Annotated in this window: 16 protein-coding genes; 6 read left to right on the top strand and 10 right to left on the bottom strand. The window is 49.9% G+C overall.

Features of this window, described 5'->3' with window-relative positions; translation table 11 throughout:
- Positions 1 to 38 precede the first annotated feature (38 nt).
- The gene (locus EFB02_RS03740) at positions 39 to 3,533 is read right to left on the bottom strand and encodes an ATP-dependent DNA helicase (RefSeq protein ID WP_122820238.1); all 3,495 of its coding nucleotides are present in this window, start codon (positions 3,531 to 3,533) and stop codon (positions 39 to 41) included.
- The gene (locus EFB02_RS03735) at positions 3,530 to 6,802 is read right to left on the bottom strand and encodes a PD-(D/E)XK nuclease family protein (protein ID WP_147471025.1); all 3,273 of its coding nucleotides are present in this window, start codon (positions 6,800 to 6,802) and stop codon (positions 3,530 to 3,532) included. Before EFB02_RS03735 ends, EFB02_RS03740 begins: the two co-directional genes overlap by 4 nt.
- 184 nt (positions 6,803 to 6,986) lie before the next feature.
- Between EFB02_RS03735 and EFB02_RS03730 the strand changes: the two genes are divergently transcribed.
- Positions 6,987 to 7,214: a DUF3107 family protein gene (locus tag EFB02_RS03730; protein ID WP_122820236.1), complete on the top strand. Its 228-nt coding sequence runs from the start codon at positions 6,987 to 6,989 to the stop codon at positions 7,212 to 7,214.
- Between the two features lie 97 nt (positions 7,215 to 7,311).
- Here the strand turns inward: EFB02_RS03730 and EFB02_RS03725 are convergent, their stop codons facing one another.
- Positions 7,312 to 7,917: a ferritin-like fold-containing protein gene (locus EFB02_RS03725; protein WP_122820235.1), complete on the bottom strand. Its 606-nt coding sequence runs from the start codon at positions 7,915 to 7,917 to the stop codon at positions 7,312 to 7,314.
- A gap of 360 nt (positions 7,918 to 8,277) precedes the next feature.
- On the opposite strand from EFB02_RS03725, the gene EFB02_RS03720 reads away from it, so the two are divergent.
- The 3 genes from EFB02_RS03720 to EFB02_RS03710 all read left to right on the top strand — a co-directional run bounded on the left by EFB02_RS03720 (position 8,278) and on the right by EFB02_RS03710 (position 14,264).
- Complete coding sequence (locus EFB02_RS03720; protein WP_234992754.1) at positions 8,278 to 9,798, top strand: DEAD/DEAH box helicase; 1,521 nt, start codon at positions 8,278 to 8,280, stop codon at positions 9,796 to 9,798.
- Between the two features lie 201 nt (positions 9,799 to 9,999).
- The gene (locus EFB02_RS03715; protein ID WP_122820234.1) at positions 10,000 to 11,733 is read left to right on the top strand and encodes a glycoside hydrolase family 13 protein; all 1,734 of its coding nucleotides are present in this window, start codon (positions 10,000 to 10,002) and stop codon (positions 11,731 to 11,733) included.
- A 161-nt stretch (positions 11,734 to 11,894) separates the two neighbouring features.
- Positions 11,895 to 14,264, top strand: a complete 2,370-nt coding sequence (locus tag EFB02_RS03710) for a glycogen/starch/alpha-glucan phosphorylase (protein WP_122820233.1) — start codon at positions 11,895 to 11,897, stop codon at positions 14,262 to 14,264.
- 197 nt (positions 14,265 to 14,461) lie between these two features.
- On the opposite strand, the gene EFB02_RS03705 is transcribed toward EFB02_RS03710, so the two are convergent.
- The 4 genes from EFB02_RS03705 to EFB02_RS03690 form a co-directional block, all read right to left on the bottom strand.
- The gene (locus EFB02_RS03705; RefSeq protein ID WP_122820232.1) at positions 14,462 to 15,241 is read right to left on the bottom strand and encodes an inositol monophosphatase family protein; all 780 of its coding nucleotides are present in this window, start codon (positions 15,239 to 15,241) and stop codon (positions 14,462 to 14,464) included.
- Positions 15,242 to 15,250: 9 nt separating this feature from the next.
- Entirely contained in the window at positions 15,251 to 16,096 is an 846-nt protein-coding gene (locus tag EFB02_RS03700; RefSeq protein WP_234992721.1) for a PI-PLC domain-containing protein, read from the bottom strand.
- A gap of 7 nt (positions 16,097 to 16,103) precedes the next feature.
- Complete coding sequence (locus EFB02_RS03695; RefSeq protein ID WP_122820231.1) at positions 16,104 to 17,468, bottom strand: MFS transporter; 1,365 nt, start codon at positions 17,466 to 17,468, stop codon at positions 16,104 to 16,106.
- Between the two features lie 183 nt (positions 17,469 to 17,651).
- Positions 17,652 to 18,695 (bottom strand): LacI family DNA-binding transcriptional regulator, encoded by a 1,044-nt coding sequence (locus tag EFB02_RS03690; RefSeq protein WP_122820230.1) that lies wholly within the window; start codon positions 18,693 to 18,695, stop codon positions 17,652 to 17,654.
- A gap of 170 nt (positions 18,696 to 18,865) precedes the next feature.
- Here EFB02_RS03690 and EFB02_RS03685 point away from each other — a divergent pair, with 170 nt between their 5' ends.
- On the top strand, positions 18,866 to 19,651 hold the full coding sequence (locus tag EFB02_RS03685; RefSeq protein WP_122820229.1) for a glucosamine-6-phosphate deaminase: 786 nt from the start codon (positions 18,866 to 18,868) through the stop codon (positions 19,649 to 19,651).
- Between the two features lie 89 nt (positions 19,652 to 19,740).
- Entirely contained in the window at positions 19,741 to 20,715 is a 975-nt protein-coding gene (locus EFB02_RS03680) for a diaminopimelate dehydrogenase (protein ID WP_122820228.1), read from the top strand.
- A 119-nt stretch (positions 20,716 to 20,834) separates the two neighbouring features.
- Here EFB02_RS03680 and EFB02_RS03675 read toward each other — a convergent pair whose 3' ends face one another.
- The 3 genes from EFB02_RS03675 to EFB02_RS03665 all read right to left on the bottom strand — a co-directional run bounded on the left by EFB02_RS03675 (position 20,835) and on the right by EFB02_RS03665 (position 24,636).
- Entirely contained in the window at positions 20,835 to 21,095 is a 261-nt protein-coding gene (locus EFB02_RS03675) for a DUF1540 domain-containing protein (protein WP_122820227.1), read from the bottom strand.
- A gap of 227 nt (positions 21,096 to 21,322) precedes the next feature.
- Positions 21,323 to 23,335, bottom strand: a complete 2,013-nt coding sequence (gene dnaG / locus EFB02_RS03670; protein WP_122820226.1) for a DNA primase — start codon at positions 23,333 to 23,335, stop codon at positions 21,323 to 21,325.
- 47 nt (positions 23,336 to 23,382) lie between these two features.
- A complete protein-coding gene (locus tag EFB02_RS03665) occupies positions 23,383 to 24,636 on the bottom strand; it encodes a deoxyguanosinetriphosphate triphosphohydrolase (RefSeq protein ID WP_122820647.1) in 1,254 nt (417 codons plus the stop codon).
- Positions 24,637 to 24,655: the final 19 nt, after the last annotated feature.

The raw sequence follows: 24,655 nt of genomic DNA, 5'->3' as shown, positions 1-24,655 counted from the left end.
GCGGTTTTCCCCATCTGAATGTCCTCTAGGGCTCATAACTAAAGCAGGTCAGGGAATAGCTCCTCTAGCTTTTGCGGCAAATGCAGGCGCTCGTGCCACTCATCTAGTGGACACAGCAAGTCAAAGCGCACAAAATATAACGCGGCGTCGATATCTTCTAGCCGTAAACCTTTGGAAAACGCATAGACCAGACGATAGGTGTTGATTTGCTGTACATATTTTGCAACCGCTTGTTGACTGTTGCCACCTATCTGGCCAGAGCTATCAAGTTCTAAAGAATCGGTTTTCCAGTCGATAATCGTAAGCTTGCCGTTCTTGGGGTTACGCATAATGGCATCGATTCTCGCCACTATTTTAGTAACCATAGGAGCCGCAAATTCGACCTCGGAATCTATATACTCCCAACCACGCCGAGGATTAACCTGGCCACTTCGCCATTTCTTCTGTAAATAACCAAGCTCATTTAGCAGTTCTTTATCCAAGTTTTTAGATAGGGGATACTCATTTCCTCGTAGTTCCTGATCTACCCATTCATGGAACAAAGTTCCTAAAGTAGCGCCCCCAGTAGGGAAATCAGGCAGAGGACGCCGCTGACTTAAGGCAAATCCCGCCGGATCTTCCTGCAATCTTCGCGCCCTAGTTACACCGGCAGAAATCGGTAGTTCTACTTGATTACGCAGCTGCCATTCGGATCGCTGGTCGCGAGTAAGCTGCAATGCTTGTTGCATCCAAGAGGAATGAGTAGCCGCCATTTCCAGTCTCTCCTTTTCACCAGGAGCAGACAGCAAGCGATGCAAATAGGGATGGGCGTGAATGTTAGCAGTTAACTCACTTAGTTCTGCTGCCGCCGCAGAAAGTTGCGTTAGCTCGGAAGAAGGATCACCTGGCCATAGGAGATAACGGGGAGCCACCTCCCACTCATCATCTTCATCCGCGAGACTATTTCGCAGTTCCCTCATTTTCCCACTGGAATCTATTTCTGCCAGGAACTGCGAGGGCACTCGCCTGGTCTTAGCGGTTCCCGAGTGTTCGCTTCCGGTAAGTAACAATTCAGATTCCGCGCGTGTAAATGCCACATAAGCTACCCGCCGGTCAGCTAACTGCGAGTGAAAACCGAGAGCTAGCTGGTAACTGGTTATCACTTTCGCATTTTCTGAAAATACCCCTGTATCGAAGTCATACCCGCTTTCTTCTAAACCCCGCTCAATAGTAGGGAGTACTTCCTTATCGGGACGTAGGTCGTAGGGAATCATCCTCGGATCAGTAGTCCAGGAAGAGGTTTTGCATTCTCCTTTAGTGACAGATATGGGACGATCGGGAAGATTTCCCCCAAACTTTCCAGGACTGGGAGGCTCATCAAGACCAGGAACTGCCACCCAGGTCCATTCCAGACCTTTTGCCGCATAGATAGTCATGACCTGGATAGCGTTCGGGTTAGGCTCCTGAATAGGCATATCTAAGCCCCGCTCGTGCTCATCAGCCATTCTGAGCCAATCTAAGAAACTAGGCAGACTAGTGCTCCCCCCACTGGTCTCGTATTCGCGGGCAACCTTGACGAAACTATCTAAACACCCTTGTGAGACTCCCCCATCGGGTCGTACTTTAACATCCAAGTCCAGGCACAGGGCAAAGATCGTGTGCTGTACTAAGGCCCCTAGGGGATCGTGTATATGGCGGCGCACCTCTACCAGTTGAGAACGTAAGATATCGAGGCGGCGGTGCGCTTCCACACTGAAGGTGCTGCCAGCCCCGTTTATAGTCCAACCGGGATCTGGCAAGTTATCAACCGCATCCATCAAATATGCTTGCGGACGAATGTCTGGATTACTATCGGGGTTGGCTAAATGAGCTGCCCACCGCCATAAGAGGTCGATATCTGCGGGGCTAATACCACACCCAGTGATCAGACGCATTAAGGAATCTCCTCGTCCGGCATCTGACGCTACTTGCAGTGCCGCTATTACATCGGCAACTGCCGGATCATACATAAGCCCCGAAACTCCGGTAACTTCTACCGGCAGTCCCTTTCGACGTAAAGCCTGAGTGATTAAGGGGCCTTGGGAATGTTTGCGTAGCAAAATCGCCCCGGTGGGTAAACTTTCTTGCTGATCTGGAGGTAGCTGCTTATTCTTAGCGGTTATTTCCTCATGTAGCTGCCAACGTTCAGCAAAAAAATCTGCGATTCGTTCAGCTTCCTTTTCGCTATCCTCAAAGAAATACATTTCTACGTTACCGGGATTATCACGCTTTTGAGGGCAGGTAACCAGCTCTTTTGCCTTAACTGAGGAAGCTGGAGGAGCAAAAGTATCAGGTGAGGGCGCGGGACCTAGTTTGGTTTCTGGCTGACGCGCCTGGATTAGGGCACGAATCTGCTTATCTATTTCTTGGGTGCTTACCCCCTCGGCTAGCTGTTTCAAAGGGCGAACCACCTGATTCGCTACCGCTAGTACAGCTTCCCGGTTACGGTAGGTAATCGGCATATCGTTAACATGCTTATAAACCTCACCAGAGGGCACCCCAAAAGCGGTTAAAAAATCGCGCATTGAAAGTTCTGAAGCACCTCGCCAACCATAGATTGCCTGGTTGGGGTCACCGACCGCCATGGCTCCTTTACCGGCGAAAATACTAGAAAAAAGTTCCAGTTGCGCTATGGAAGTATCTTGGAACTCATCCAGTAAAATCACGTCATAACGTTCACGAAGTTGCTGCCTAATATCGGGAAACTTCTTAACTAGTTTCGCCGCATAATAGATTTGATCTGCATATTCGATGTATCCGTTCTGTTTTTTGTACTTTTCGTACTCAGAACAGATAGCTAGCAATTCTTCCCTTTGGGTCAATGACTCCAATAACTTTGCCAAATTACCGCTGGGTTTCTTCGAGTTTCCCTGGGCTTTGCCGCCGCTATATAGGTTGCGCATTTGTTCCAAACCGCTACGGACTTCTTCGGTCTCTAAAAGCTGGTCGCGCAACTGTGATCCGATAGCTAACGCTCTATCAACTGCACTTCCTACAGAAATATCGGCACTTAGATCCTGCGGCCAGTTGCTGACAATCTCGTACATAATCTGCCAGCGCCGCGCCTCGTCTAACAGTATGCAGGCAGGGGAAACTCCCAGGCGGGAACCATATTGGCCGACAATTTGGTTAGCGAAAGCATTGTAGGTGGAAGTCACCGGTCGCGAAAGCCCACCGGTTTCACTGTCGGTAAGATACTCCGCGACCTCCGGAAAATCTGGATTATCCGCTAAGCGTTGTAGGTAGTTATTAACGCGCGAGGATAATTCCCGATCTGCCTTATTGGAAAACGTCAACCCCAGAACCCGATCGGGAGCCACCAGCGCATTCGCCACCAAATACACCACTCGAAATGCCATAGTGGCGGTTTTACCGGCTCCTGCCCCGGCAATTGCCATCATCGGTTGATTGATGGGAGCAGTAATAACCTTTTCTTGATCTTCATTAGGACGATATTGTCCAATCGCCTCGGCGATTTGCGCGGGAGAATATCTAATTTTCTGGACGTTACTCACAGCACCTGCTCTCCTTCACTCCTTAGCGGGCAACATGAACGTACAGAGCATTGCGCACAATGGGAGTTTTCAATTGCCTTAAAAAATGTTCCCGAAGCAACCTTCGCTGCCTGAATAATATTTTCTGTTAGCTGTGCCCTCTTTTCATCACTTAAAGGGGCTTGGGACATTTCTTTAGGGGCTTCCTGATCTGCAGCCCCTTTGGGATTAGACACGATAACCAGGCTGGAGCTTTGGATTTGAGCCTTGGTTTCCGCCAGCACCGGGCTAAGAATCTCTGCCGCTTCCTTATCTTCACCAGCAAGAATTGCTTCTAGCAGCAACTGATAGCAAGCTAGCTGGAGATGGTTTTCAACTTCCGACTTACTTGGAGAATTTTTCATAGTCTTGAAATCAACTATCCTCACCCCGTCCTCGCCTGCTTCTAACCGATCCATCCGAGCGGTGAGCACCGCCGAGTCACCCACACACACATGGGAACTAAGCTCGCTGACCGCCGACTGTTGATGATCATCTAAATAACGACTGAGACGCCGCACCATATCTTCTTTCCGCTGTAATTCTTTACGAGAAAAGAAAGCCTCTCGATCTTGCGGCCAATGGGAATAAAAAAATTCTAAACGCTCTTCTAAACTACTAGCAGTCATTTCCTCAGCAATCTGGTGTATTAAGGTTCCCCAGGCTGCCGGCCCAGCAGCATCCACTGCTTCTCCGCCTCGCCTAGAAAGCAACCAGCGTAGTTCGCAGTCATTTAACTGTTCTAAAACCGAGGGGGATATTCCTACCCGTCTCCCTTTAGCCTTCAATCCTGCGGGGTTCGTCCACCAAGCGTTACCCCTGCCTACCTGACGCCAAGTATCCGGGTTAGCGGAACGGACACCTTGGGTGCTTAGATAAGCTAAAGTCTCCAGTGCTTTTTGACGTTTTTCTTCATCGGGTTCGGCGGCAAGTACCGCTCGCAGATGCCCCACTAGGGAACGTAAAGAGGGGAATAGCTGTTCATGCTGGGAATTTTCATCGGTACCTTCCGTAGCGGAATCTGCGGGCTGGTCCCAATCACTGCTCAGATATTGCGCGGTCGCGAAATTTCCTCTTTCTATTTTTTTGCAAAGGTTTACAAAGAATATCGAGGGAGTTTCCTCTGCGTCGGAACGCGCTGCTACCAGCATCTTGCTACGGGCACGGCTGAGGGCGCACCTAACTAAAGAACGCTCTATCGCAAGCGCACGACTACGAGATTCTCCGGGAACTAGCTGTAGGTGTCCACTGGGGCTAAGCAACGCATTCGCGTGGAGTAGATCAGAAATATCTTCGGCACGCATTAACGATCCGCTCTGGGAAAATACCGGCCATTGCCCATCTTGCATTCCAATAACCGCGCAGGTATCCCAAGTGCGTCCCGCTGCCGAAAAAACGGTTTCTAATGCTACTGCCGAGCCTAACCCGTGGCTTCCGGTTAATACATCTTCCGCTTGAGTTTGCCGCAGCAACAAATGGCAGTAGTCGCTCATATCGGCACTTAAGTGGCGCTGTGACCAAATCTGGGCATGACGCACCAACGCGATTACCGCATCTAAAGCTTGATCAGCGAATCTTTCCCCTCGCAAAGCACGCTCATACCAATCATTTTCTAGATCAAGTTGCCGCCAAATGTTTTCTAGAGCCTGTACCGGAGGCAATGACAAACAGGCAATCCCAGCGGTTATCACCTGATGGCAACGAATAAAAACTTTTGCCCCCTCTACCATCTGTACCTGGGTCAACGGAAACTGAGAAGTGCCGATTGTGCTATAAAATCCCGTAATTTTGGTATCGAGAGCAATTCCAGCGCTAACCAATGAGCGCTCCAGACGTAACATTTGCAGTGAATCCAGGGAGAAAAGTGGGGAACGCAAGAGACGCCGTATGGCTTCCCCGCGAAGGTTTACTATTTTATCTTCCATAGAAGATTTGTTAGAAGACCAGGGAACTGTATCTGGCTCGTCGCAATCAGCACTCAACTGGTTGTGTCCCTTGGCTAGCTCACCTTGTCCCGGAAGGGTAAAAAGGGAAAGGAAGGCACCGGTTATCTGATTGGATTTAAAAAGTATCGGTCTTTTCCGTTCATTTACCGGGATCTCCATGCCCTGCAGTAGTGACACTATTTCTTCTAGTTGGGTGTGAGTACGAGCAATAACAGCCATATCACTCCACGGAATCTGACGTTTTAGGTGCTGGTAACGAAAATAATCTGCAATCGCCCGGGCTTGAGATGACAGCGTTGAAAACTCGGCAAACTTTTGTTCCCGCGCACTGTCGCTGCCATTTTCCTTTCCTAACGGGTCTATAAGTTCTAGTCCTCCCGAGGTTTCGCGGAAAGATTTTGTCAGGTTAATCTGCGCATATTCTAACTGTCTAGCTATTTCCTGAGCACCTTGTGGATACCCACCACGGAAAGTTTCTACTGCCACTTTCGGATTGTAGAGGGCGAGAATTCTGGCTCCACGTCTAGACATTTCAATCAAAAGTCGCACGGTAGAAGCCGGACAATCTTGCAGGTCATCAACAATTATCCAGTCTGGAAGGCGCGGAGGAGATAACAGAGCGGCATCTTCCCCCCAGTCAGTTAACACCTGGCCGGCACGATCTTGCATCCGGGCAGCATCCCAGCGATTGTCCGTAAAAGAGGGTTCATAATGGCTAAGCAAAGCTGCGGCGGCACACCATTCCGGAACCCCGTGTTGGCGGCCTAAGGCATCTAAATCCAAAGAGGTTATTCCCCAGTGCGCACAAGTGGCGAACAAGGTGCGTACTTCAGAGCGAAAGTATTCGGTTTGCCGTACCTCAGAGCTGATATATTTGGGCCACTCTACCTCTTTTACCTGCTCAATAAGTTCTTGGATTCGTTCCTCTTCTTGAGATCCAGTCAGCAATACCGGTTCAGGCATTCCTTGACGTCGCTCCCTAGCAAACTGTTTCAGTACCCCGAAAGCCAATGCAGTGGGGGTGATAAACGGCCGGGAAATGGGCAGAGCGCGGCTCGCCCTAGCGGTGTTTAAATAATCTGCTCTTGCCCGGGAAGGGGTGATTCCAATGACCTCGCTCCCCTGCTTATTTAGCAACTGCATGGCCGCGAGCGCCAAAGTAGTTTTCCCGCTACCTTCCACCCCGTTTACCACCAAGGATTCGCCATTTTGAAGACGAGAAAGAATTTTTGCGCCTTCCCCGGTAATTTCCGGCAATTCCAGTTCTGGGGGAAAGGAAGCGTATCGCAATTTGAAGGTAGCCATGAAGACTATTTTAAGAACCCAACCCCCAGCTTGCAGGTATTTGTTATATTCCCTCTCGAGCAGAGAAAAACCTAAGATAGCGCGGTAAAGAAGCTCCAACTTTTGCTGTTAGCTAGCAATCGCGCAAATAACTACGTTCGCTAGGTAGGATGGTTTTAGAAAAATAAGTTAAACGGAGGCAAGTGTGCATATTTCATTAGGACTTAAAGGGATAGGAAAACCTTTGGATCTGGAAGTAGAAATGGATCCTGAACAGGTTAAATCTATTTTGCAGTCCGCTTTAGAAAAACCGGAAGAATTATTGTGTCTAGCCGGTACAGATGGCCAGCAAGTCCTGATTAATCCCCGACTGTTAGTCTACTGCCAGGTCGGTGAGCGTCGGCCTAAACAGGTGGGATTTGGAATCGGCTAACCCCTAGAGATCCGCTAGACAATCAGCGCTACTATTCCCGGTATTGTTTGGAGAGCGTCGAGGGCGATTGCTTTCTAGCTGAAGATACTCGCTCCCGCTAGGCTTTCAGACCGGTGCGCTCCATACGTAACCGATGATGCTCCTTTATCTCTTCCGGGATATCTTGCGCGCCCTCTCCGATTAGCTCCGGGTATCCCAAAATTGCTTGGCGAATAGTCGAACGGACATCCCCCAGTACTCGCCGCCCCCAGAGGGAAAGTCGTGCCGGAACCGTGGGTTGTGTGGCGCAAGCCTGCGTAATGACTGGTACCGCCCATTCCTCCTGACCGCAATCCCAAGGGATTTCGGCTAGATTCGTCTGCAGTTGCGGGGAGAGACCAGCGGTTAAAGCGCGATTAAAGTCTGCCATCGCCCCAATAGTCACATAACTTTTCACCAGGCGTTCATACCAGTCAGTTGGACGCAGCCGCTCCTCTAGCTGGACGGTCAACCCCATATATTGCTTCATCTCTTCCGCAAGGTCAACCCCAAGGTTTTTACCGGCCTGGGCTATCTGTTGATAGTTTTCCCAGGCGGTGGCAGACATTTTCCCTAAAGCTATTTCTTGCTCCACCGCAGGGCAAAGCGAAGCATCTTTTGCCAGGCGCTGCTGCATCGCCAAGGTGAAGTATCCGATAAGTCCCAGTCTTTGTGCATCACTCACCCCTTTAGATTAACCCGCCCCAGGTTCGGATTCTCGCTTTTGAAGGCGCATAGCGGAACCTAAGCAAAAAACACCAGCACTTTAGTAGATGTAAGCTGTGTTACCCTCATTGTTTACCCCCTGTGCACTTAGGTTAGGATAGAGAAGCAGACAACGGGTTGACCGATCGTTTTTGTAACGAAGTATTTTTTCCGGGTCTCTTGCCCTGGCCTCCGCAGCGGAGAGCCAAGATTTTTCGCGATCGGCTACCTCCATAGTTCCAGGGGAAAAATCCCCGTGAAAGGTATTCGATTGACTACTGAAGAAAACATTCAAACAACCAGTGGAATTGCCGACACTTCCGCCGCGCACGAGCCACATATTCAGCAGGCGAAAGCCGATGTAGTGGGCGATTCCTCGATGGATCTCTCCGAAAAAACCTTCGCTGATTTTGGGGTCTCGGCTCCGCTCTGTGAAGCTCTAAAAGACGTAGATATCTTGCACCCCTTCCCCATCCAAGCGTTAACTTTGCCGGTAGCCTTGGAACGCCACGATATTATCGGGCAAGCCAAGACCGGCACCGGTAAAACTTTAGGATTCGCCCTGCCGGCATTAGAAAACATAATTGGTCCTGGTGAGGACGGATTCGAAGATCTCCTCGACCCCGGTCACCCCCAAGCCTTAATCGTCCTGCCTACCAGAGAACTGGCCATTCAGGTGGCGCGGGAAATCTCACAGGCAGCTGCCCATCGCAGTGTACGTATCTGCGAAATCTACGGAGGACGTGCTTTCGAGCCTCAGATTGCAGATCTGAAACGAGGGGTCGAGGTGGTAGTCGGTACCCCCGGCCGCCTAATCGACCTCATGAAACAGGGGCATCTGAGTTTATCATCAGTGCGCACTATGGTACTGGATGAAGCCGATGAAATGCTTGACTTGGGATTCCTTCCCGATGTAGAGGTATTACTTTCGCGCACCCCGGCAAATCGCCACACTATGTTATTTTCAGCGACTATGCCCGGAGAAGTAGTAGCTTTAGCTCGGCGTTACATGTCGCACCCCACCCATATTCGGGCACAAGATCCCGACGACCAGGGCGCCACGGTGAAAACCACCCGGCAAGTGATTTATCGCTGTCACGCCCTCAATAAAATTGAGGTAGTAGCTCGGATCCTGCAGGCACGCGAGCGTGGCCTGTGTATTATTTTCACGCGCACTAAACGGACTGCTGCCCGCGTAGCTGAAGATTTAGATAAACGTGGATTTGCCTCCGCTTCGCTACATGGCGACCTGGGACAAGGTGCCCGTGAACAGGCATTACGGGCTTTTAGGCATGGGAAAGTTGATGTTTTGGTAGCTACCGATGTGGCTGCCCGCGGTATTGACGTTGACGACGTTACCCACGTGATTAACTATCAGTGCCCTGAGGATGCCAAAACCTATATTCACCGCATCGGACGTACTGGACGCGCCGGTAATTCTGGAACTGCAATTACCTTTGTGGATTGGGATGATGTTCCTCGCTGGAAGCTAATTAACAAAGAGCTATCCCTGGGGATAGAAGAACCAGTGGAAACCTACCACACCAGTGCACACCTATATACCGATTTAAATATCCCCCAGGATGCTGGCGGACGTCTGCCGCTGTCGATGCGCAAACGCGCTGGTCTATCCGCTGAAAAACTAGAAGACTTAGGAGAAACCGGTGGTCGTGGACGCGGGCGCGGACGCAGCCGTTCGGGGCAGAGAAAGAATCCTCGAGGACGCTCTGGACGCGGTAAAGGTTCTCGTGACGGACAGGATCGCCGCCGGGAACGCGATAGTCACCAAGGGGCTGGCACTCAACGTCAGCCTCGTCCACGTCGTGCACGTCGGCGCCGTCGCAAAGGTAGTGAAGACTAGCAACAGCTTCAAGGCTCGATTAACCGCACTCACTTTTTATTAAGAGAAATTGCTAAAGAGATTACAGGGACGGAAATAACTCGCTAAGCCCGGCGGAAATTCATAGAATTCCAACAGCTGGTTCTTAACAGCCACGCAAAAAAATATCCCCAGCCAAGACTACTAATCATGGCTGTTTAGATAATCAAAGAGGAGATCTTTATGAGCCGCATTCAACGATGTGACTGGGATCAGTGGTGGCGTAGTGCTGCTATCTACCAAATTTATCCCCGTTCTTTTTCGGATTCCAACGGCGATGGAATTGGCGATTTGGCCGGGGTCTTGGAAAAAATTGACTACCTGGAAAATTTGGGAATTGACGCGGTGTGGTTTTCGCCTTTTTACCCTTCTCCGCAGCATGACACCGGCTATGACGTAGCTGACTACCTGGATATTAATCCCGAGTATGGCGACCTAGAGACTTTCGACAAAGTTCTCGCGCAGCTGCACGCTCGCGGAATAAAGGCCATCATCGACGTGGTTCCTAACCATTCTTCCTGGGATCATCCTCTGTTTAAACAAGCACTAGCCGCCGAGCCCGGTGATCCGGCGCGTGATATGTATATGTTCCGCAAATGCTCGGATAGTACTCCCAATAATTGGGGATCTATGTTCGGCGGATCTGCCTGGTCAAAAGTTGAGCCTTTAACCGGCAAAGCCTGCGATCGGGACTGGTGGTATCTACATATTTTCGATGCCTCCCAACCTGACTTCAACTGGGAGAATCCGAAAGTTCACGAATTTTTTCGCTCCTACCTGCGTTTTTGGCTTGACCGCGGTGTTGATGGTTTTCGAGTCGACGTGGCGCACGGCCTGGTAAAAGATCCAGCTCTACCCGATGACACCGTCGGCCCTGATCGTCTGCACTACGAGGGCGCAGAAAGTGACTCTGGACGCGCACCGGATGTCGGGCCGTTCTATAACCAGCCAGGAGTCCACGATATCTATCGTGAATGGCGATCGGTATTAGATGAATACGGACGCGACCGAATGCTAGTAGCGGAGGCCTGGGTGAATACTCCCGAGCAAGAAGCAATGTATGTACGCGAAGATGAAATGTCACAGGCTTTCAATTTTTCGGTGGTTAACTGCCACTGGGAGCCGGCGGCTCTGCGAAAAGTTATCCGCCGTACCCAAGAGGCTTCCGCCTCGGTAGGCGCTCCCCCCACCTGGGTACTTTCTAACCATGACAAGGTTCGCCATGCCACTCGTTTGGGCTATCCCACTGGAGCAAATACCGACAACGGAATCGGCGCAACCGACCCGCAGCCAGATCAAGAAATCGGTTTAACCAGGGCGCTATCAGCTACTGCTTTTCTAGCAGGCCTCCCCGGATCTATTTACCTCTATAACGGAGAAGAACTGGGACTACCGGAAGCCACCAAACTCCCTGATGATGCCAGACAAGATCCCACCTGGAAACGTTCTGGCTTTAGGGTACGAGGCCGCGATGGCTGCCGGGTACCACTCCCCTGGTCAAATGCCCCTGGTTCTAACTTCGGATTTTCACCTGCAAATTCCAGCCCTGCCTGGCTGCCACAACCAGATGATTGGGGCAAATTATCGGTACAGATGCAAGAATCCGACCCTGCTTCTCCTTTAAACTTTTACCGCAAGATGCTTTCTGTACGACGTGACCTCGGCCTGGGAATGGGCGAATCCAGCTGGCTAGATAGCGACCCGGAGATACTCGCCTTACAAGTTACCGGAGTAGATGGCAGCAAAATAGTGGTGGTAACCAACCTTGGGGTTAACTTCCGACCGCTACCGCCGCAGGCGCTAGGAGATACGGCAAAGACTGTGTTGACCACCCCGGGGATTGTTTCCCCCCAGGCTTCGCAGGTTGGCACGGACGGCCAAATCGCGCCCGGACAAACTCTGTGGATAAAGATCTAGAGCTTTTAGTTCTGAATCACTAAACCACTCCCCCGTTTAACAGGTTTTGTAACCGGCATGAAAAAGGTGTAACTAATGACACTGCTAAAAAGATGCTTTTTGGTCTGTACTTTCACCTTTAACCGATAGCCTGGAAATGTAGTTTCGCAAGGAGATTGAATATGGCAGACAACCTTACACATTCATTAGGTTCATTTACCCGTTCCGTTTCTGGACGTCGCGCCGAAGATTCCACCCCGATGGAATTTTGGACGGGAATGTCACAAGCGATTGTAGAGAGAATCGCGGAAAACTGGGAAAAAACTACCGATAAGTATGCAGCTGGACGCCAAGAGCATTACTTCTCGGCAGAGTTCCTGATGGGCAGAGCTCTGCTCAATAACCTAGATAACCTGGGGCTTCTAGAGGAAGCAAGCATGGCTACTAACGCCTTCGGAATGAATCTCACCGACGTGTTAGAGGCTGAACACGACGCTTCCCTCGGCAACGGAGGTTTGGGGCGTCTAGCGGCCTGTTTCCTAGATTCTTGTGCCACTATGAACCTACCGGTGCGCGGATACGGCATCCTGTACCGTTATGGACTTTTCAAACAATCCTTTGAACGTGGTAGCCAACGCGAACACCCGGATCCCTGGATGGAAGAAGGTTATCCCTTTGTTATTCGCCGTGAGGAACAGCCGCGCTTTGTCCACTTTGCAGATATGGAAGTACGGGCGGTACCCTACGATATGCCGATTACCGGTTACGGGACTGATAACGTAAATACTTTGCGACTATGGAAGTCTGAGCCCATCGAGGAGTTCGATTACGAAGCTTTCAACTCTCAGCGTTTCACCGATGCGATTATCGAACGGGAGCGGGTTGCCGACCTTTGCCGGGTACTCTACCCCAACGACACCACCTTTGAAGGAAAAGTTCTGCGGGTACGGCAACAGTACTTCTTTGTGTCTGCCTCCCTGCAGGACATGGTAGAGAACTACGTTAAGCATCACGGCACTGATCTACACGATTTTGCAAAGTACAACTGCATTCAGCTAAACGACACTCACCCAGTGCTGGCTATCCCGGAACTGATGCGAATTCTACTCGATGAGTACGGGATGGACTGGGAAGGCGCTTGGCAGATCGTACAGAATACCTTTGCTTACACCAACCACACGGTTTTGGCCGAAGCCTTAGAGACCTGGGAATACGCGATTTTCCAGCGTCTATTCCCCCGAATTCTGGAAATCATAGCCGAGATCGACCGCCGTTTCCGGATGGAGCTAGAGGCACTCGGCTTCGATGCGGCGCGGATTGACTATATGTCTCCGATTCATGGCGGACGAATCCATATGGCATGGATTGCCTGCTATGCAGCTTTCTCGATTAACGGGGTAGCTGCCCTCCATACCGAGATTATTAAACGGCAGACCTTGAAAGATTGGTACGAGATTTGGCCGCAGAAGTTTAATAACAAAACTAACGGGGTTACTCCTCGGCGTTGGCTCAAACAGTGCAACCCCCGCCTGGCTGGCTTGATTAGTGAAAAACTGGGGTCAACTGATTGGGTTACCGATATGGATCAGCTCAAATCGCTGCGGCATTTGGCCGATGACTCTGATCTTATGGCACAGTTACTCGGGGTAAAAGCCGATAACAAACGGGATTTTGCTCAGTGGCTAGAACAACGTTCCGGAGAAAAGATTGATTCCTCAGCGATTTTCGATGTACAGATCAAGCGTTTACACGAGTATAAACGTCAGCTACTAAACGCACTCTATATTTTGGACTTGTATTTCCGTATCAAGGACAATCCCCAAAAGCCCTGGCCGCATCGGGTATTTATTTTCGGGGCGAAGGCTGCTCCCGGATATGTACGCGCTAAAGCGATTATTAAACTGATTAATACTATCGGGGAATTAATCGCAGGAGATCCCGAGGTTTCTAAGATCATCCAGGTGGTATTCGTCGAAAACTACAACGTCTCTCCGGCAGAACATATTATTCCCGCTGCCGACATTCACGAACAGATTTCTACTGCCGGTAAAGAGGCTTCGGGAACTTCCAATATGAAGTTCATGATGAACGGAGCACTTTGCCTGGGTACTCTCGATGGCGCGAATGTAGAGATCGTGGATGCAGTCGGCGATGATAACGCCTATATTTTCGGAGCGAAAGAAGAAGATCTACCGGAGCTACGACGTACCTACGATCCGCGGCACCTCTATGAAACCGTACCTGGGCTTAAACGGGCTCTGGACGCGTTTGTCGATGGCACCTTAGACGATGACGGTACCGGCCTATTCCATGACCTGCTAGGTTCGCTCCTAGATTCCAACGGATATGAGCCGGCAGATGTGTACTATGTGCTGGGCGATTTTGCGGATTACCGCGAAGTTCGTGACCGCGCAGCTCTGGACTACGCTGACCAGATGGAATGGGCACGTAAATGCTGGATTAATATTTGTGAATCAGGACGTTTTAGCGCTGACCGAACCATCAGTGATTATGCCAATCAAGTATGGATGCTTGAGCCCCAAAAAATCTAGTTTTAGTTCTTTGGAACCAATATCATCCATTCGGTAGCTAGTTAACAACCTAGCTACCGAATGGATGATATTAATTAATCACGTAAATATTAATCGTGGGTGGGAAGATCCTCTCCCCACCCACGATTATTTACTTAGGCTAATTCCCTGCCCAAAGGCGGAGTCAGTCCCGGGCAGGGAATTGCCATCTTTAGCTCCTAGTTAGGAGCCTGAATCAACCGGTATTGCAGATCCGAATGTACCGTCGGCCAGGCAGCCAAAATTGAACCTTTTTGACGCACATCCATATTGGTACCATCAAGACGCGAAACTGTGCATCCTGTTTCGGTACAGATTAGAGTAGCTGCGGCAATATCCCATGGAGACACCCACAAATGGATGAATCCCCCTGCCTTCCCAGCAGCTACCTCTGCCATTTCCAATGCAGCGGAGCCATACCGACGGTGACCTCGAGATTCCTCTAAAGCTTTAGCTAAACGCGGAAGCGCACGAATCTCTTTAAGGTCAGTAATTAGAACTACTTGCCGATAGTCGATAGCTGAATCAACTTTACCTAGGGGAGTTCCGTTACAGAAGGCCCCTCCCCCCAAAGTAGCGGTATAGGTTTTACCAGCTACCACATCTTGCACTACCCCCAAAACCGGAACACCGTTTTCGCATAGCGCCAAGGAAATCGCATAGTCACGACGGGTTTCAATGTAATTCATCGTCCCATCAATAGGATCGATTAACCATACTCTCCCTTCGAAAGAATCAACCCGATGGCCTTCTTCTCCCAAGACAGGGTAACCCGTAGCCGCCGTCATCTTATCGACGATAAACTGCTCGACTGCCTTATCTACATCGGTAACTAAATCATTGCGGTTACTTTTAGTTTCAATATTCAGTTCTATTCCCGGATCAAGTGCCATTTCAGCAGCTTGCTTTACGGTAGATACCGCGCAATCTAAAAGTTTTTGCAACTCATCTTTTTCCATGTTATTCACCTAACTTTGGCAGTTATTTCGTCCAGCTTCTATTAGGGTCTGAGCAATCTCGGGTGTTACATAGTCAAAAATCAATACCTGAGGCTTTTGCCTACACCTAGCTTCTTCATTCGCGTATCTGTCGGAAATCCACGGATTTAAATCGCTAGCATAAGCATCGGGAAACCCTAACTCGCCGTTGGTGGCACTAATGTGATTCAGACGTAACACGCCCGAAGCGTCCCCTTCCGATAACTGCGCGATCGCCTGCTTTTTATCTTTTAGACTGGGGCCATCCCATAAGTCTTGAAGCAAGATATTCTCAGCCTCGTGCCATGGATATGCCCACACGCAATCTTCTAAATGAGTCGATCGGTATTGGGAAGGAGCACATTCAAGTGCCAGAACCTTTCCACGTACTTGTCCCAAAGTTAGCTCACTGATAGAAACCTGATTTTGTTCGTCCCAGAGGAAAAATAAATCCCGATTCTCATCGATAAGTTTAGTTATTTGTTCGCAGTACTGCGGAAAGTCATCCTTATTTTCATTGGCGTTTTGGAATCTAACTAATAGAAATTCCTGTGGATGTTCCCTGAGGAATTTCCTCATAGTTTCCAAAATGTCTTTCGCTTTAATGTCACTTATCCACTCCCGGTGGGCTGCCACTAAAGTGCTTCTAATCCGTAAATCTAAAAACCTAACTCCAGCCAAGAGCTGTTCTTGTAGTTCGAGAGTCTGAGTTTTGTAGTATCTTTGCGGACAAGTTGCGGTCAGCGAATCATGAGTTCCTGGAATGGTGAGATCGCAAATAGGAACCGAATCTGAATATCCCGCCATCCATTCTGCTGGCTTTGGTAAATCTGTCATCGTTACCTCAGTTCATCTGCTTTTGACGCTGTTGCATTTTCACCATAATGTGCGACATTACCGCTGCCACCAAAGCTAGCACCGCTAATCCTAAGAATGCCGATCCCAAAATATTGGTGGAAGTAAGTACTTCCGTAATTACTTCGCCCTTATCGTCGGTGATTGAAGGAGTGATTAGACCACCCAGAACAATGGGAGCTAGCAGAGCAGGGATATAACCTATGGTAATCGCAAAAGACATGGCAGCCGAAGAATTCTTCTTCGCGACCCCAAATTCTCCGATGGGAGCATAGTACACGCCACGGATCATAAAGGTGGTTGCCGATGCGAGCAGCATCATTACGACTAGCGCCCAGAACATCCCGCTAGAAATGAGACCTTCCGGAACTTTCCCTGCCGGGTAAGAAGTAATATCTGGGTTATTAGTGAAGAAGATAGCCGCAATAGCAACCAGCAAGATTACTAGAGCTATTTCCATGGTCCGCATGAAGCGAACAGTTGATTTAAAGACTTTTTCTACCAAGATTGTAGACACCAGAGGCAACATCCGCAGAGCAATTACGGTAGTTGCAAAAGTTGCCGCCGCAACCGCTGAAGTCCCGTATCCAGCCTGCAGGAAACGCGCAAAATAGGTTCCCGCTGCTACGAATGTTCCATAGATACAAAATACGTTGATACCGGTCAACCAGACAACTGGTAGTTTTGCGACTTTACCAACCCCTTTAATCGCTTCTAGGCTGTTGGATGTTTGCGTATCTTCATCGCCAACTTTCTGACCTTTGGGCACTGCCCAAAATACCATGAGCCCCGCAACCAGAACGATTATTGAAGAGGTGTACATAATAGTGCGCGCGCTGGCACCAGAGGCAACCATTACCGTCCACATTAAAGAAACTAGGAACGCTAGCAGCCCGCGACCGAACTCGAAAAAGCCAAAGGCAGTTCCCTGATGATCCTCAGTGGTAGATAGGCTCACTGCTTTGAAGTTTGCTGGCTTAAACAGTACCTCGGTGAAGAGCAGCATTAGGAAGAAACAGACTAGAAGCGTCCCTAGGGACAGATTCGGGGAAAAGACGGTAATAAATAACGAAACACCCCCAGCCCCTAGTGAAGAAATCAGCATGATCGTCCGAATCGCAAAGCGGTCACCTATCCACCCCAGGGCGATTGTTCCGAGGATAATAACTAAACCCTGCATTGAATACAGGTTTCCGGCCTGAGCATCAGTGACCCCCATGGCTGTCGGAAAATCTTTGGGAATAGTATTCCTAATATCCCAAAAAGCATAGATTAACTGGGCATTTACTGTAATTAGTACTAACGACAAAAATGAAGTCGCCGTAAATCCCAAATTTTTTAGTTTCGTTCGCATCTACGTAGCTCCTTTGCTCCGATTAACCCTTCAAAGTACCCGGACGGTACAACAACAAAATAAACGATTTAAAAACCGAAGTCAAACGTTTGAATTTATTTAATCAGCATCATCAGTCAGAAAAATGACAGTTTTTCCTAGTTACGCCAATTATTGCTTGAACGTTTAACTACAGCGGAGAGACTAATTTTGTAAGAAAAAAGCCGGCCCAGTTGATCGTCTGACCACTAAAGAACTTTCAACCGTAATTTCTTCCACTGAATCAATCTGTTTCTCTGCTCTCCTAATGGCCAGTCTGGTCACATGCTCCGCAACTTTAGCGGCTCCCCTATCGACTGTAGTCAGATTAAAAGCTACCGATGAAGCCCCCAGTGAATTATCGAAACCAGTCACCGAGATATCTCTGGGAATTGAAAAACCGGCACGATACAAAGCCACCATGGCACCCTCAGCTACCTGATCGTTATAGCAAGCAAGTGCAGTAATTCCAGATAGGCCTACCCGCGCGGAATCACCATGATTCTTTTGCTTGGTCCAGGACTCAGTCAACAGATTTTGCAAAGCTTTGAATCCATCATCAACTGTATTTCCTGCCGGAATCGGGTGAACTTTTACCCCTTCCTCACCAGCAGCTTGCACTAGCGCCTGACGGCGAACCTTTGAGGAGTAGCTTTCCGGCCCATCTAAATACGTTATTTCCGCATGCCCCAATGATTTTAAATGTGTCACCAGTTCCAAGAGTCCAGTGTAGTTACAAGAACGCACTAAATCGGCACCGCTTACCCTGCTTTGCCCTACCACCACGGAGGGGGCAAGATTGGGAGGAAGTTCATCATCGGAAAAATCGGGATTAATCGCAACACTGGTATTAATCCGTAACTGAGACAAGGCTTCTAAGCTCTGCCGATAACCATTTGCCAGCGAAGCATTTTGCGTAATTGTACGGTAACCAGCTGCTTGCGCATAACGGTTAATATTCGCAACGTACTTGTTATGCAACTCTTGATCTAGCTGCGCGACGATACCAATAATCTTTGGTTTAGAGCTGCGGAGCATAGCCCCCGATAGATCCACTTGATAGCCCAGACGGTGAGCGACCTCTTTAATACGTGCACGTACCGGCTCAGATATGCGCGAATCGTCCCGTAAAGCAAGTGATACCGAGGAAATCGATAGGCCAATTTCCTCTGCAATATCCTTTAAGGTAACTCTTCTGCGTTGCGTCATCTCTTCCTCCCAGTACCATGTAAACCTATGTTCTCACGTTTTACCCCCAGCTTGAGAAGGAAACATTTTACGGTTAACGCGCGCCACCACCATGAACTGCCCTAGACGTGAGAAAATGGTAACAACTTTCGCTAACCAACGACGGAAAATTCCTAGCAAAGGAGATTTATATGCGAATTGCGATTACCTCCACTCCGGAAGCCGGCTCCAAGTTGGCAGCTAAATTGCTCATCCCCTTGATAAAACCGGGGTTTCGTTTAGGGCTAGCTACTGGTTCCACCCCCGAAGGACTCTACGCAGAGTTACGCAAAGCCCATACCGAAACAGATTTCACTTTAGAGCACTGCACCGGTTGGGCATTGGATGAATATGTCGGGATTACCCCAGACCACCCGGAACGCTATCGCAATGTGCTTCGACGTGAACTGGTAGGCGAAGAAAAAACTGGGCTCATGGATGCCAATCTACATACTCCCGACGGGCTTTCTCCCGATCCGGAAGAGTCGGCTCGCCGTTATGAGGAAGCGATTACCTCTGGCGTTGATCTGCAGATTCTAGGTATTGGCGCCGATGGACATATCGGTTTTAACGAGCCCTCGGGATGCCTGGTTAACCCCACAAATGTGGTTACCCTAGCTCCCCGCACTATCAGCGATAACGCTCGTTTCTTTAACGGCGATAAAGCCAAAGTACCCCGTCGCGCCATTACCCAGGGACTAGCAACCATTATGCGTTCACGCAAAGCCATCCTGCTAGCTTTTGGGGAACAAAAAGCCGAGGCTATCGCCCACACGGTAGAAGGCGCCGTCAGTGCTTTTTGTCCTGCCTCAATTCTGCAGTACCACCTGGACGTAGTGGTGATTGTAGATAACGCGGCCGCTAGTAAATTGCAGTTGGCCGACTACTATCGCGAGACCTGGCAGGCTAAATACCCCGAGATTCCCCTGGACGTCTAGCGTAGCTTTTTGAAGCTGGCCAAAACCTCGATTGTCTAGGTTTTGGTCAGCTTTTTCATGAGGACTGTTCCAGATTGTAATATCTGGCTATGACAATAAAAGTGGCAATAAATGGATATGGAAATCTGGGGCGGGCAGTCGAAAGAGCAGTTAACGCCGCTAAAGATATGGAAGCAGTGGCGGTGTTCACTCGTCGAAAACCAGAGACTCTGGAAACTGCCGGCACCCCGGTTTATCCTCTCGACCAGATGGCTGATTTTGAGGGAAAGGTAGATGTCTGTATTTGCTGTGGAGGTAGTGCCACAGATTTACGCACTCAAGGACCGGCAGCTGTCGCCTACTTCAATACCGTAGATTCGTTTGACACCCATGCTGATATTCCCGCCTATTTCGCGGATATGGATGCCGCTGCCAAGAACGCAGGCCATTCCGCCTTGATCTCTACTGGCTGGGATCCTGGTCTATTCTCTATCGCACGTACCCTCACCGGAGCGGTACTTCCAGACGGCTACACCCAGACTTTCTGGGGACGTGGGGTTTCCCAAGGACACTCCGATGCTATTCGCCGAATCGAGGGAGTAGAGGACGCGATCCAGTACACCGTCCCCAGTCAAGAGGCGATGCGTGCGGTAGAAAGCGGAGAAAATCCCCAGCTATCCACGGCTGATAAGCATTCCCGGCTCTGCTACGTGGTGGCAGCACCTGATGCTGATAAAGAGCGGATTGCCCGCGAAATCAAGCAGATGCCTAAGTATTTTGCCGATTATGAAACCACCGTGAACTTTATTTCTGCTGATGAACTTGCCCGGGAACATTCTGGGATGCCTCATGGCGGAGAAGTGATTCGGGTAGGACACACCCGCGAGGGAATCAAACATTTGGCGCGGTTCCAACTACAACTGGATTCAAACCCCGATTTTACCGGCTCTATGGTTACTGCCAGTGCTCGCGCCTTAGTCCGCCTGCATGAACATGGTCACCAAGGCGCGGCTACTGTCCTGGACATTCCGCCCGCTTGGTATTCCCCGCTCTCCCCGGAACAGCTGCGTTCCCAATTACTGTAGACAAATAGTTAAAGGGGGGTTTGGAGAGTCAAGCTACTCTCCAAACCCCCCTTTTAGGTTGTAATCCTTACTAGTTAAAAGTAAGAATCAGAATTCTTAACTTTTCCCTGCCCGATTGGCTAGGCGGTAGCAAAGGTAAGGCACTTTTCATCAGCGCCTACCTTAACCGAATCTGCCTGGCAGAGCAGGTGGTTATTGAACTTGCAATCTGCAAGCTGACATGCCCCAACCTGAGAATTAACTTTCCCCAGGCCGCCCTTTTCGTCAAGGGCGATAAAGGTTGCACACCCACCTTGTGCGATGGTGACCGCATAAGCGTTGCAACCATTATCGTTAAAAGCACAATCACTAGCTGAACAGTTTACTCCCGGCATTGCCATTTGAGTTCCCCCTTTGAAATTGAAGTTTTCTTATTAAGACAATTTCAATCTACAAAAGGGAATAGTAAAAGAAAAGGATTTAAATTAGAAAACAGTAACTACCCACGATTAATACTATAAGCGCTGATAAAGATATCTTTTTACTCTAATAATCAAAATAGTGTTTCCTAAATTTAAATAGCAATAACCCCATTACTTAAATTAGTATTGCGTACCTAAGTTGTTGTTTATTTATATTCTTGCACTTTACGACGGGTATTCTCTAGGCGCATCAGCTCCGAAAAAATTTGCTGATATTGCTCCTCTTGGGAATCGCATCTTTGTAGTCGCGCCCGCAGCTCCGCGATTTGACGGGATAGATCCCCACGAATCATCGCCCCCCACACTCCCTGTGCATATTCATTTAAACGTGCAGGATCGTCTTGTGGGAGCGGAGATACTACCAACGCCGACACTAACCCCTGTAACTGCTGCCCGACCTGTGTACTTAGTAGCTCCACCCATCGTTTATTTGCCAGGATTACCGCACGCTGCCCTTTTATCCCCAATTCATCCTCGGCGTCTCGCCAAAGTTCCGCGTATTTCTCCAGGCCTCCCAAACTGGAAATGGAGGAGAACAGGGCACTAAACATGGGGATCCGAAAGGCTGCGGGAGAAACTGCTTCTACCCCAAGACCGAAAAGACTGGCCGGAAGTTGCAATAAGCATTCCAGAGCTTGCCGCTCTAAGCTAGCTACCGGATCGGAATTGTCCGGAAAAACAGTTGCAGAGGACGCAATCGGCCTCGCTGCATTTCCATTTTGGCCGGACATAGTCGCCCCATAGGGGGCTGCAGAGGAGACGTTGGCGGGGACAGGAGCAGACTGGGATGGCCTATGGGAAATATTTTGAACTATCTTGCGCACTTCATCCTCGGGCATCCCCACCCATCCCGCTAGGCGCCGAGTATATTCCGAGCGCAGCGCCACATCCCTAATTCTGGCCACTACTGGGGCAGCAGCTCGCGAACCAGCCACCCGTCCTTCGGAAGTTTCTAAGTTATGCGCTTTCAAAATAGTACGTAAAACAAACTCGAAAAGGGGACGGCGTGAATCCACCAATGCGCGCACAGCACTAGCTCCTTGTGCCTGCCACAAATCACAGGGATCTTTACCCGACGGCTCAATCGCCACAAAAGTTTGAGACGCAAATGCCTGATCTTCTCCAAAAGCATGCAGTGCCGCCTTTTGCCCGGCCTCATCACCATCGAAAGTAAAGATTACTTCCCCACCGCGAGCCTTCCCCGAAGACAATAGCACCCCGGCCGCCGGATCTGCATTATCTCCCAGGAGGCGACGCACAATCTGTACATGCCCGGCACTAAAAGCAGTTCCGCAGGTAGCAACCGCACATTCCACCCCCGAAAGATGAGCTGCCATCACATCGGTGTAGCCTTCAACCACCACTATTCGTCGTTGTTTGCTGATAGCTTTCTTAGCCTGCTCAATTCCATAAAGCACCTGGGATTTCTTATAGGCCGCAGTTTCCGGAGTATTTAAGTATTTCGGTCCTTTATCTGCTTCTGATAGCCGGCGAGCTCCAAAGCCGACTACTTCCCCGGTCAGGTTGGATATTGGCCAAATCAGTCGCCCCCGGAAACGATCATAGAGTCCGCGCTGCCCCTTTGAAAATAACCCCGATGCCGCTAACTCTGGCTCTGTAAACCCTCGTTTTCGCAAATAAACAAGGAGAGAATCCCAGGAATTAAGCGCATACCCTAGGGAAAACTTGGCAGCGGCATCAGCATCAAAACCACGAGCATTAAGAAATTTTTGTGCCTCCACCGCTTCTTTACTTCCGAGCTGGGAACGGAAAAACTGTGCTGCGTTGCGGTTTGCTTCCATAATTCGAGCGCGTGAAACCTGGTTGGGATCTTTCCTAGCATTTCCTCCGCCCTCTTCGTAATGCAAGGTAACGCCAGTTTTATCTGCCAGGTACTGTACTGCTTCGGAAAAAGAGAGGTGATGAATATTTTCTACAAATTTAATTACATCTCCGCCTTCACCACAGCCAAAGCAATGATAATACCCCTGAGCTGGGCGCACATGGAATGAAGGGGTGCGCTCATCATGGAAGGGACATAATCCTTTCAAAGCCCCGACTCCCGCCGGACGCAAGGACACCTGCTCCCCCACGATTTCATCGATGCGGGCACGCTCGCGCACTTGATCGATGTCTTCCCGTCGAATTAACCCAGCCATGCCTTAATCATAAGCGAGGGCGGGGCAAGGAGGCACGGGAGTTGGTTTCACACCGAACGGAACATGCCGCAAAGACGGGCGTGCCATTGGTTAGCGGTAGTGTCAGTCAAAGAGGCAATTTGATCAACTAGGGCTCGCAAACGGCCATCATCATCACTAGCTTCCCGCCAAGTACTGCGATGTGGTTCTTCCAACTGCTCTGGTTTTTCCCAGAGAGCATCGGCAAGTTCATAGATAGTGGTACGTTGCGCCAAATATATAGGTTCAGTTTCTCGCGGCACCATCATATAGGCAGCAGCTATCCCTTTTAAGAGCTTAATCTCGGCGAGGGTGGCTTGGGGGATAACTAAATCCGCATCATAGCGATGCAGCGGACCGGTTCCTGCCGCCTGCAAAGTCGCGGCAGAAACTGCCGAACAAAAACGCCCAATCAGCTGGGACGTCATATTCTTTAACCGCGCCATATCGCGATAAGAACCATCGAAACTTGCCAGCCATTCCGGGAGATCGCAAATCCGCTTCCAGGCGTTTTCAAGTTCGTCACCCGGGGCATCCCCATACCATTCAGTCGTGGTTTTAAACACCATCTCTATGGAGGTACTCTCCCCCAGGGTAGCCGGGTTTAGTTCCCCGGTTTGGATACCGTCCTCTATGTCATGCACCGAGTAGGCAATATCATCGGAAATATCCATGATTTGCGCCTCCAGGCAACGCTGGTGCGGGGGAGAAAACTTTCGCATCCAGTTAAAAACCTCAGAGTCCTCGCGGTAACAATTGTATTTTTTGCGTGAATACTCGCTATTGGCCCCTTGCCCTTTGAGCCAAGGATATTTACAAACCGCATCCAGGGTGGCACGGGTAAGATTTAACCCCAGCGGGCGACCGGTCAAGCTAAGGACTTTCGGTTCTAGCCGGGTAAGTAAGCGGAAAGTTTGTGCGTTTCCCTCGAAGCCACCAATATCCTGAGCCACTTTATCGAGCGCTTTTTCACCATTGTGCCCAAAAGGCGGATGCCCCAGATCATGGGCTTGGCAAGCGGCATCCACAATATCGGGGTCACATCCCATCTCTTGCGCGATCGACCTGCCCACCTGGGAAACCTCAATGGAATGAGTAAGTCGGGTGCGAATAAAAGAATCTGTAGCCGGCCCCAACACCTGGGTTTTTGCCCCAAGGCGCCGAAGCGCCGAAGAATACATAATCCGGGCGCGATCCCGGGCGAATTCAGTACGATGCGAAGACTTACTCGGCTCCTCCTGGTAGCGTTCGCGGTCACGGGGAGAATAGGGCGCGGTTTCCATATCTTTCACTTTAGCCTGT

This window comes from Varibaculum vaginae (assembly GCF_900604285.1).
Classification (GTDB): Bacteria; Actinomycetota; Actinomycetes; order Actinomycetales; family Actinomycetaceae; genus Varibaculum; species Varibaculum vaginae.
Note: the sequence above shows the minus strand (reverse complement) of the source record. Positions and strands in the feature narration are given on the sequence as shown.

Bases quoted from the DNA above. Each gene is read 5' to 3' on its own strand.
- EFB02_RS03700 (WP_234992721.1), bottom strand. From the start codon at position 16,096: ATGACAGATTTACCAAAGCCAGCAGAATGGATGGCGGGATATTCAGAT.
- EFB02_RS03695 (WP_122820231.1), bottom strand. From the start codon at position 17,468: ATGCGAACGAAACTAAAAAATTTGGGATTTACGGCGACTTCATTTTTG.
- EFB02_RS03690 (WP_122820230.1), bottom strand. From the start codon at position 18,695: ATGACGCAACGCAGAAGAGTTACCTTAAAGGATATTGCAGAGGAAATT.
- EFB02_RS03735 (WP_147471025.1), bottom strand. From the start codon at position 6,802: ATGGCTACCTTCAAATTGCGATACGCTTCCTTTCCCCCAGAACTGGAA.
- EFB02_RS03705 (WP_122820232.1), bottom strand. From the start codon at position 15,241: ATGGAAAAAGATGAGTTGCAAAAACTTTTAGATTGCGCGGTATCTACC.
- EFB02_RS03685 (WP_122820229.1), top strand. From the start codon at position 18,866: ATGCGAATTGCGATTACCTCCACTCCGGAAGCCGGCTCCAAGTTGGCA.
- EFB02_RS03675 (WP_122820227.1), bottom strand. From the start codon at position 21,095: ATGGCAATGCCGGGAGTAAACTGTTCAGCTAGTGATTGTGCTTTTAAC.
- EFB02_RS03715 (WP_122820234.1), top strand. From the start codon at position 10,000: ATGAGCCGCATTCAACGATGTGACTGGGATCAGTGGTGGCGTAGTGCT.
- dnaG (WP_122820226.1), bottom strand. From the start codon at position 23,335: ATGGCTGGGTTAATTCGACGGGAAGACATCGATCAAGTGCGCGAGCGT.
- EFB02_RS03665 (WP_122820647.1), bottom strand. From the start codon at position 24,636: ATGGAAACCGCGCCCTATTCTCCCCGTGACCGCGAACGCTACCAGGAG.
- EFB02_RS03710 (WP_122820233.1), top strand. From the start codon at position 11,895: ATGGCAGACAACCTTACACATTCATTAGGTTCATTTACCCGTTCCGTT.
- EFB02_RS03680 (WP_122820228.1), top strand. From the start codon at position 19,741: ATGACAATAAAAGTGGCAATAAATGGATATGGAAATCTGGGGCGGGCA.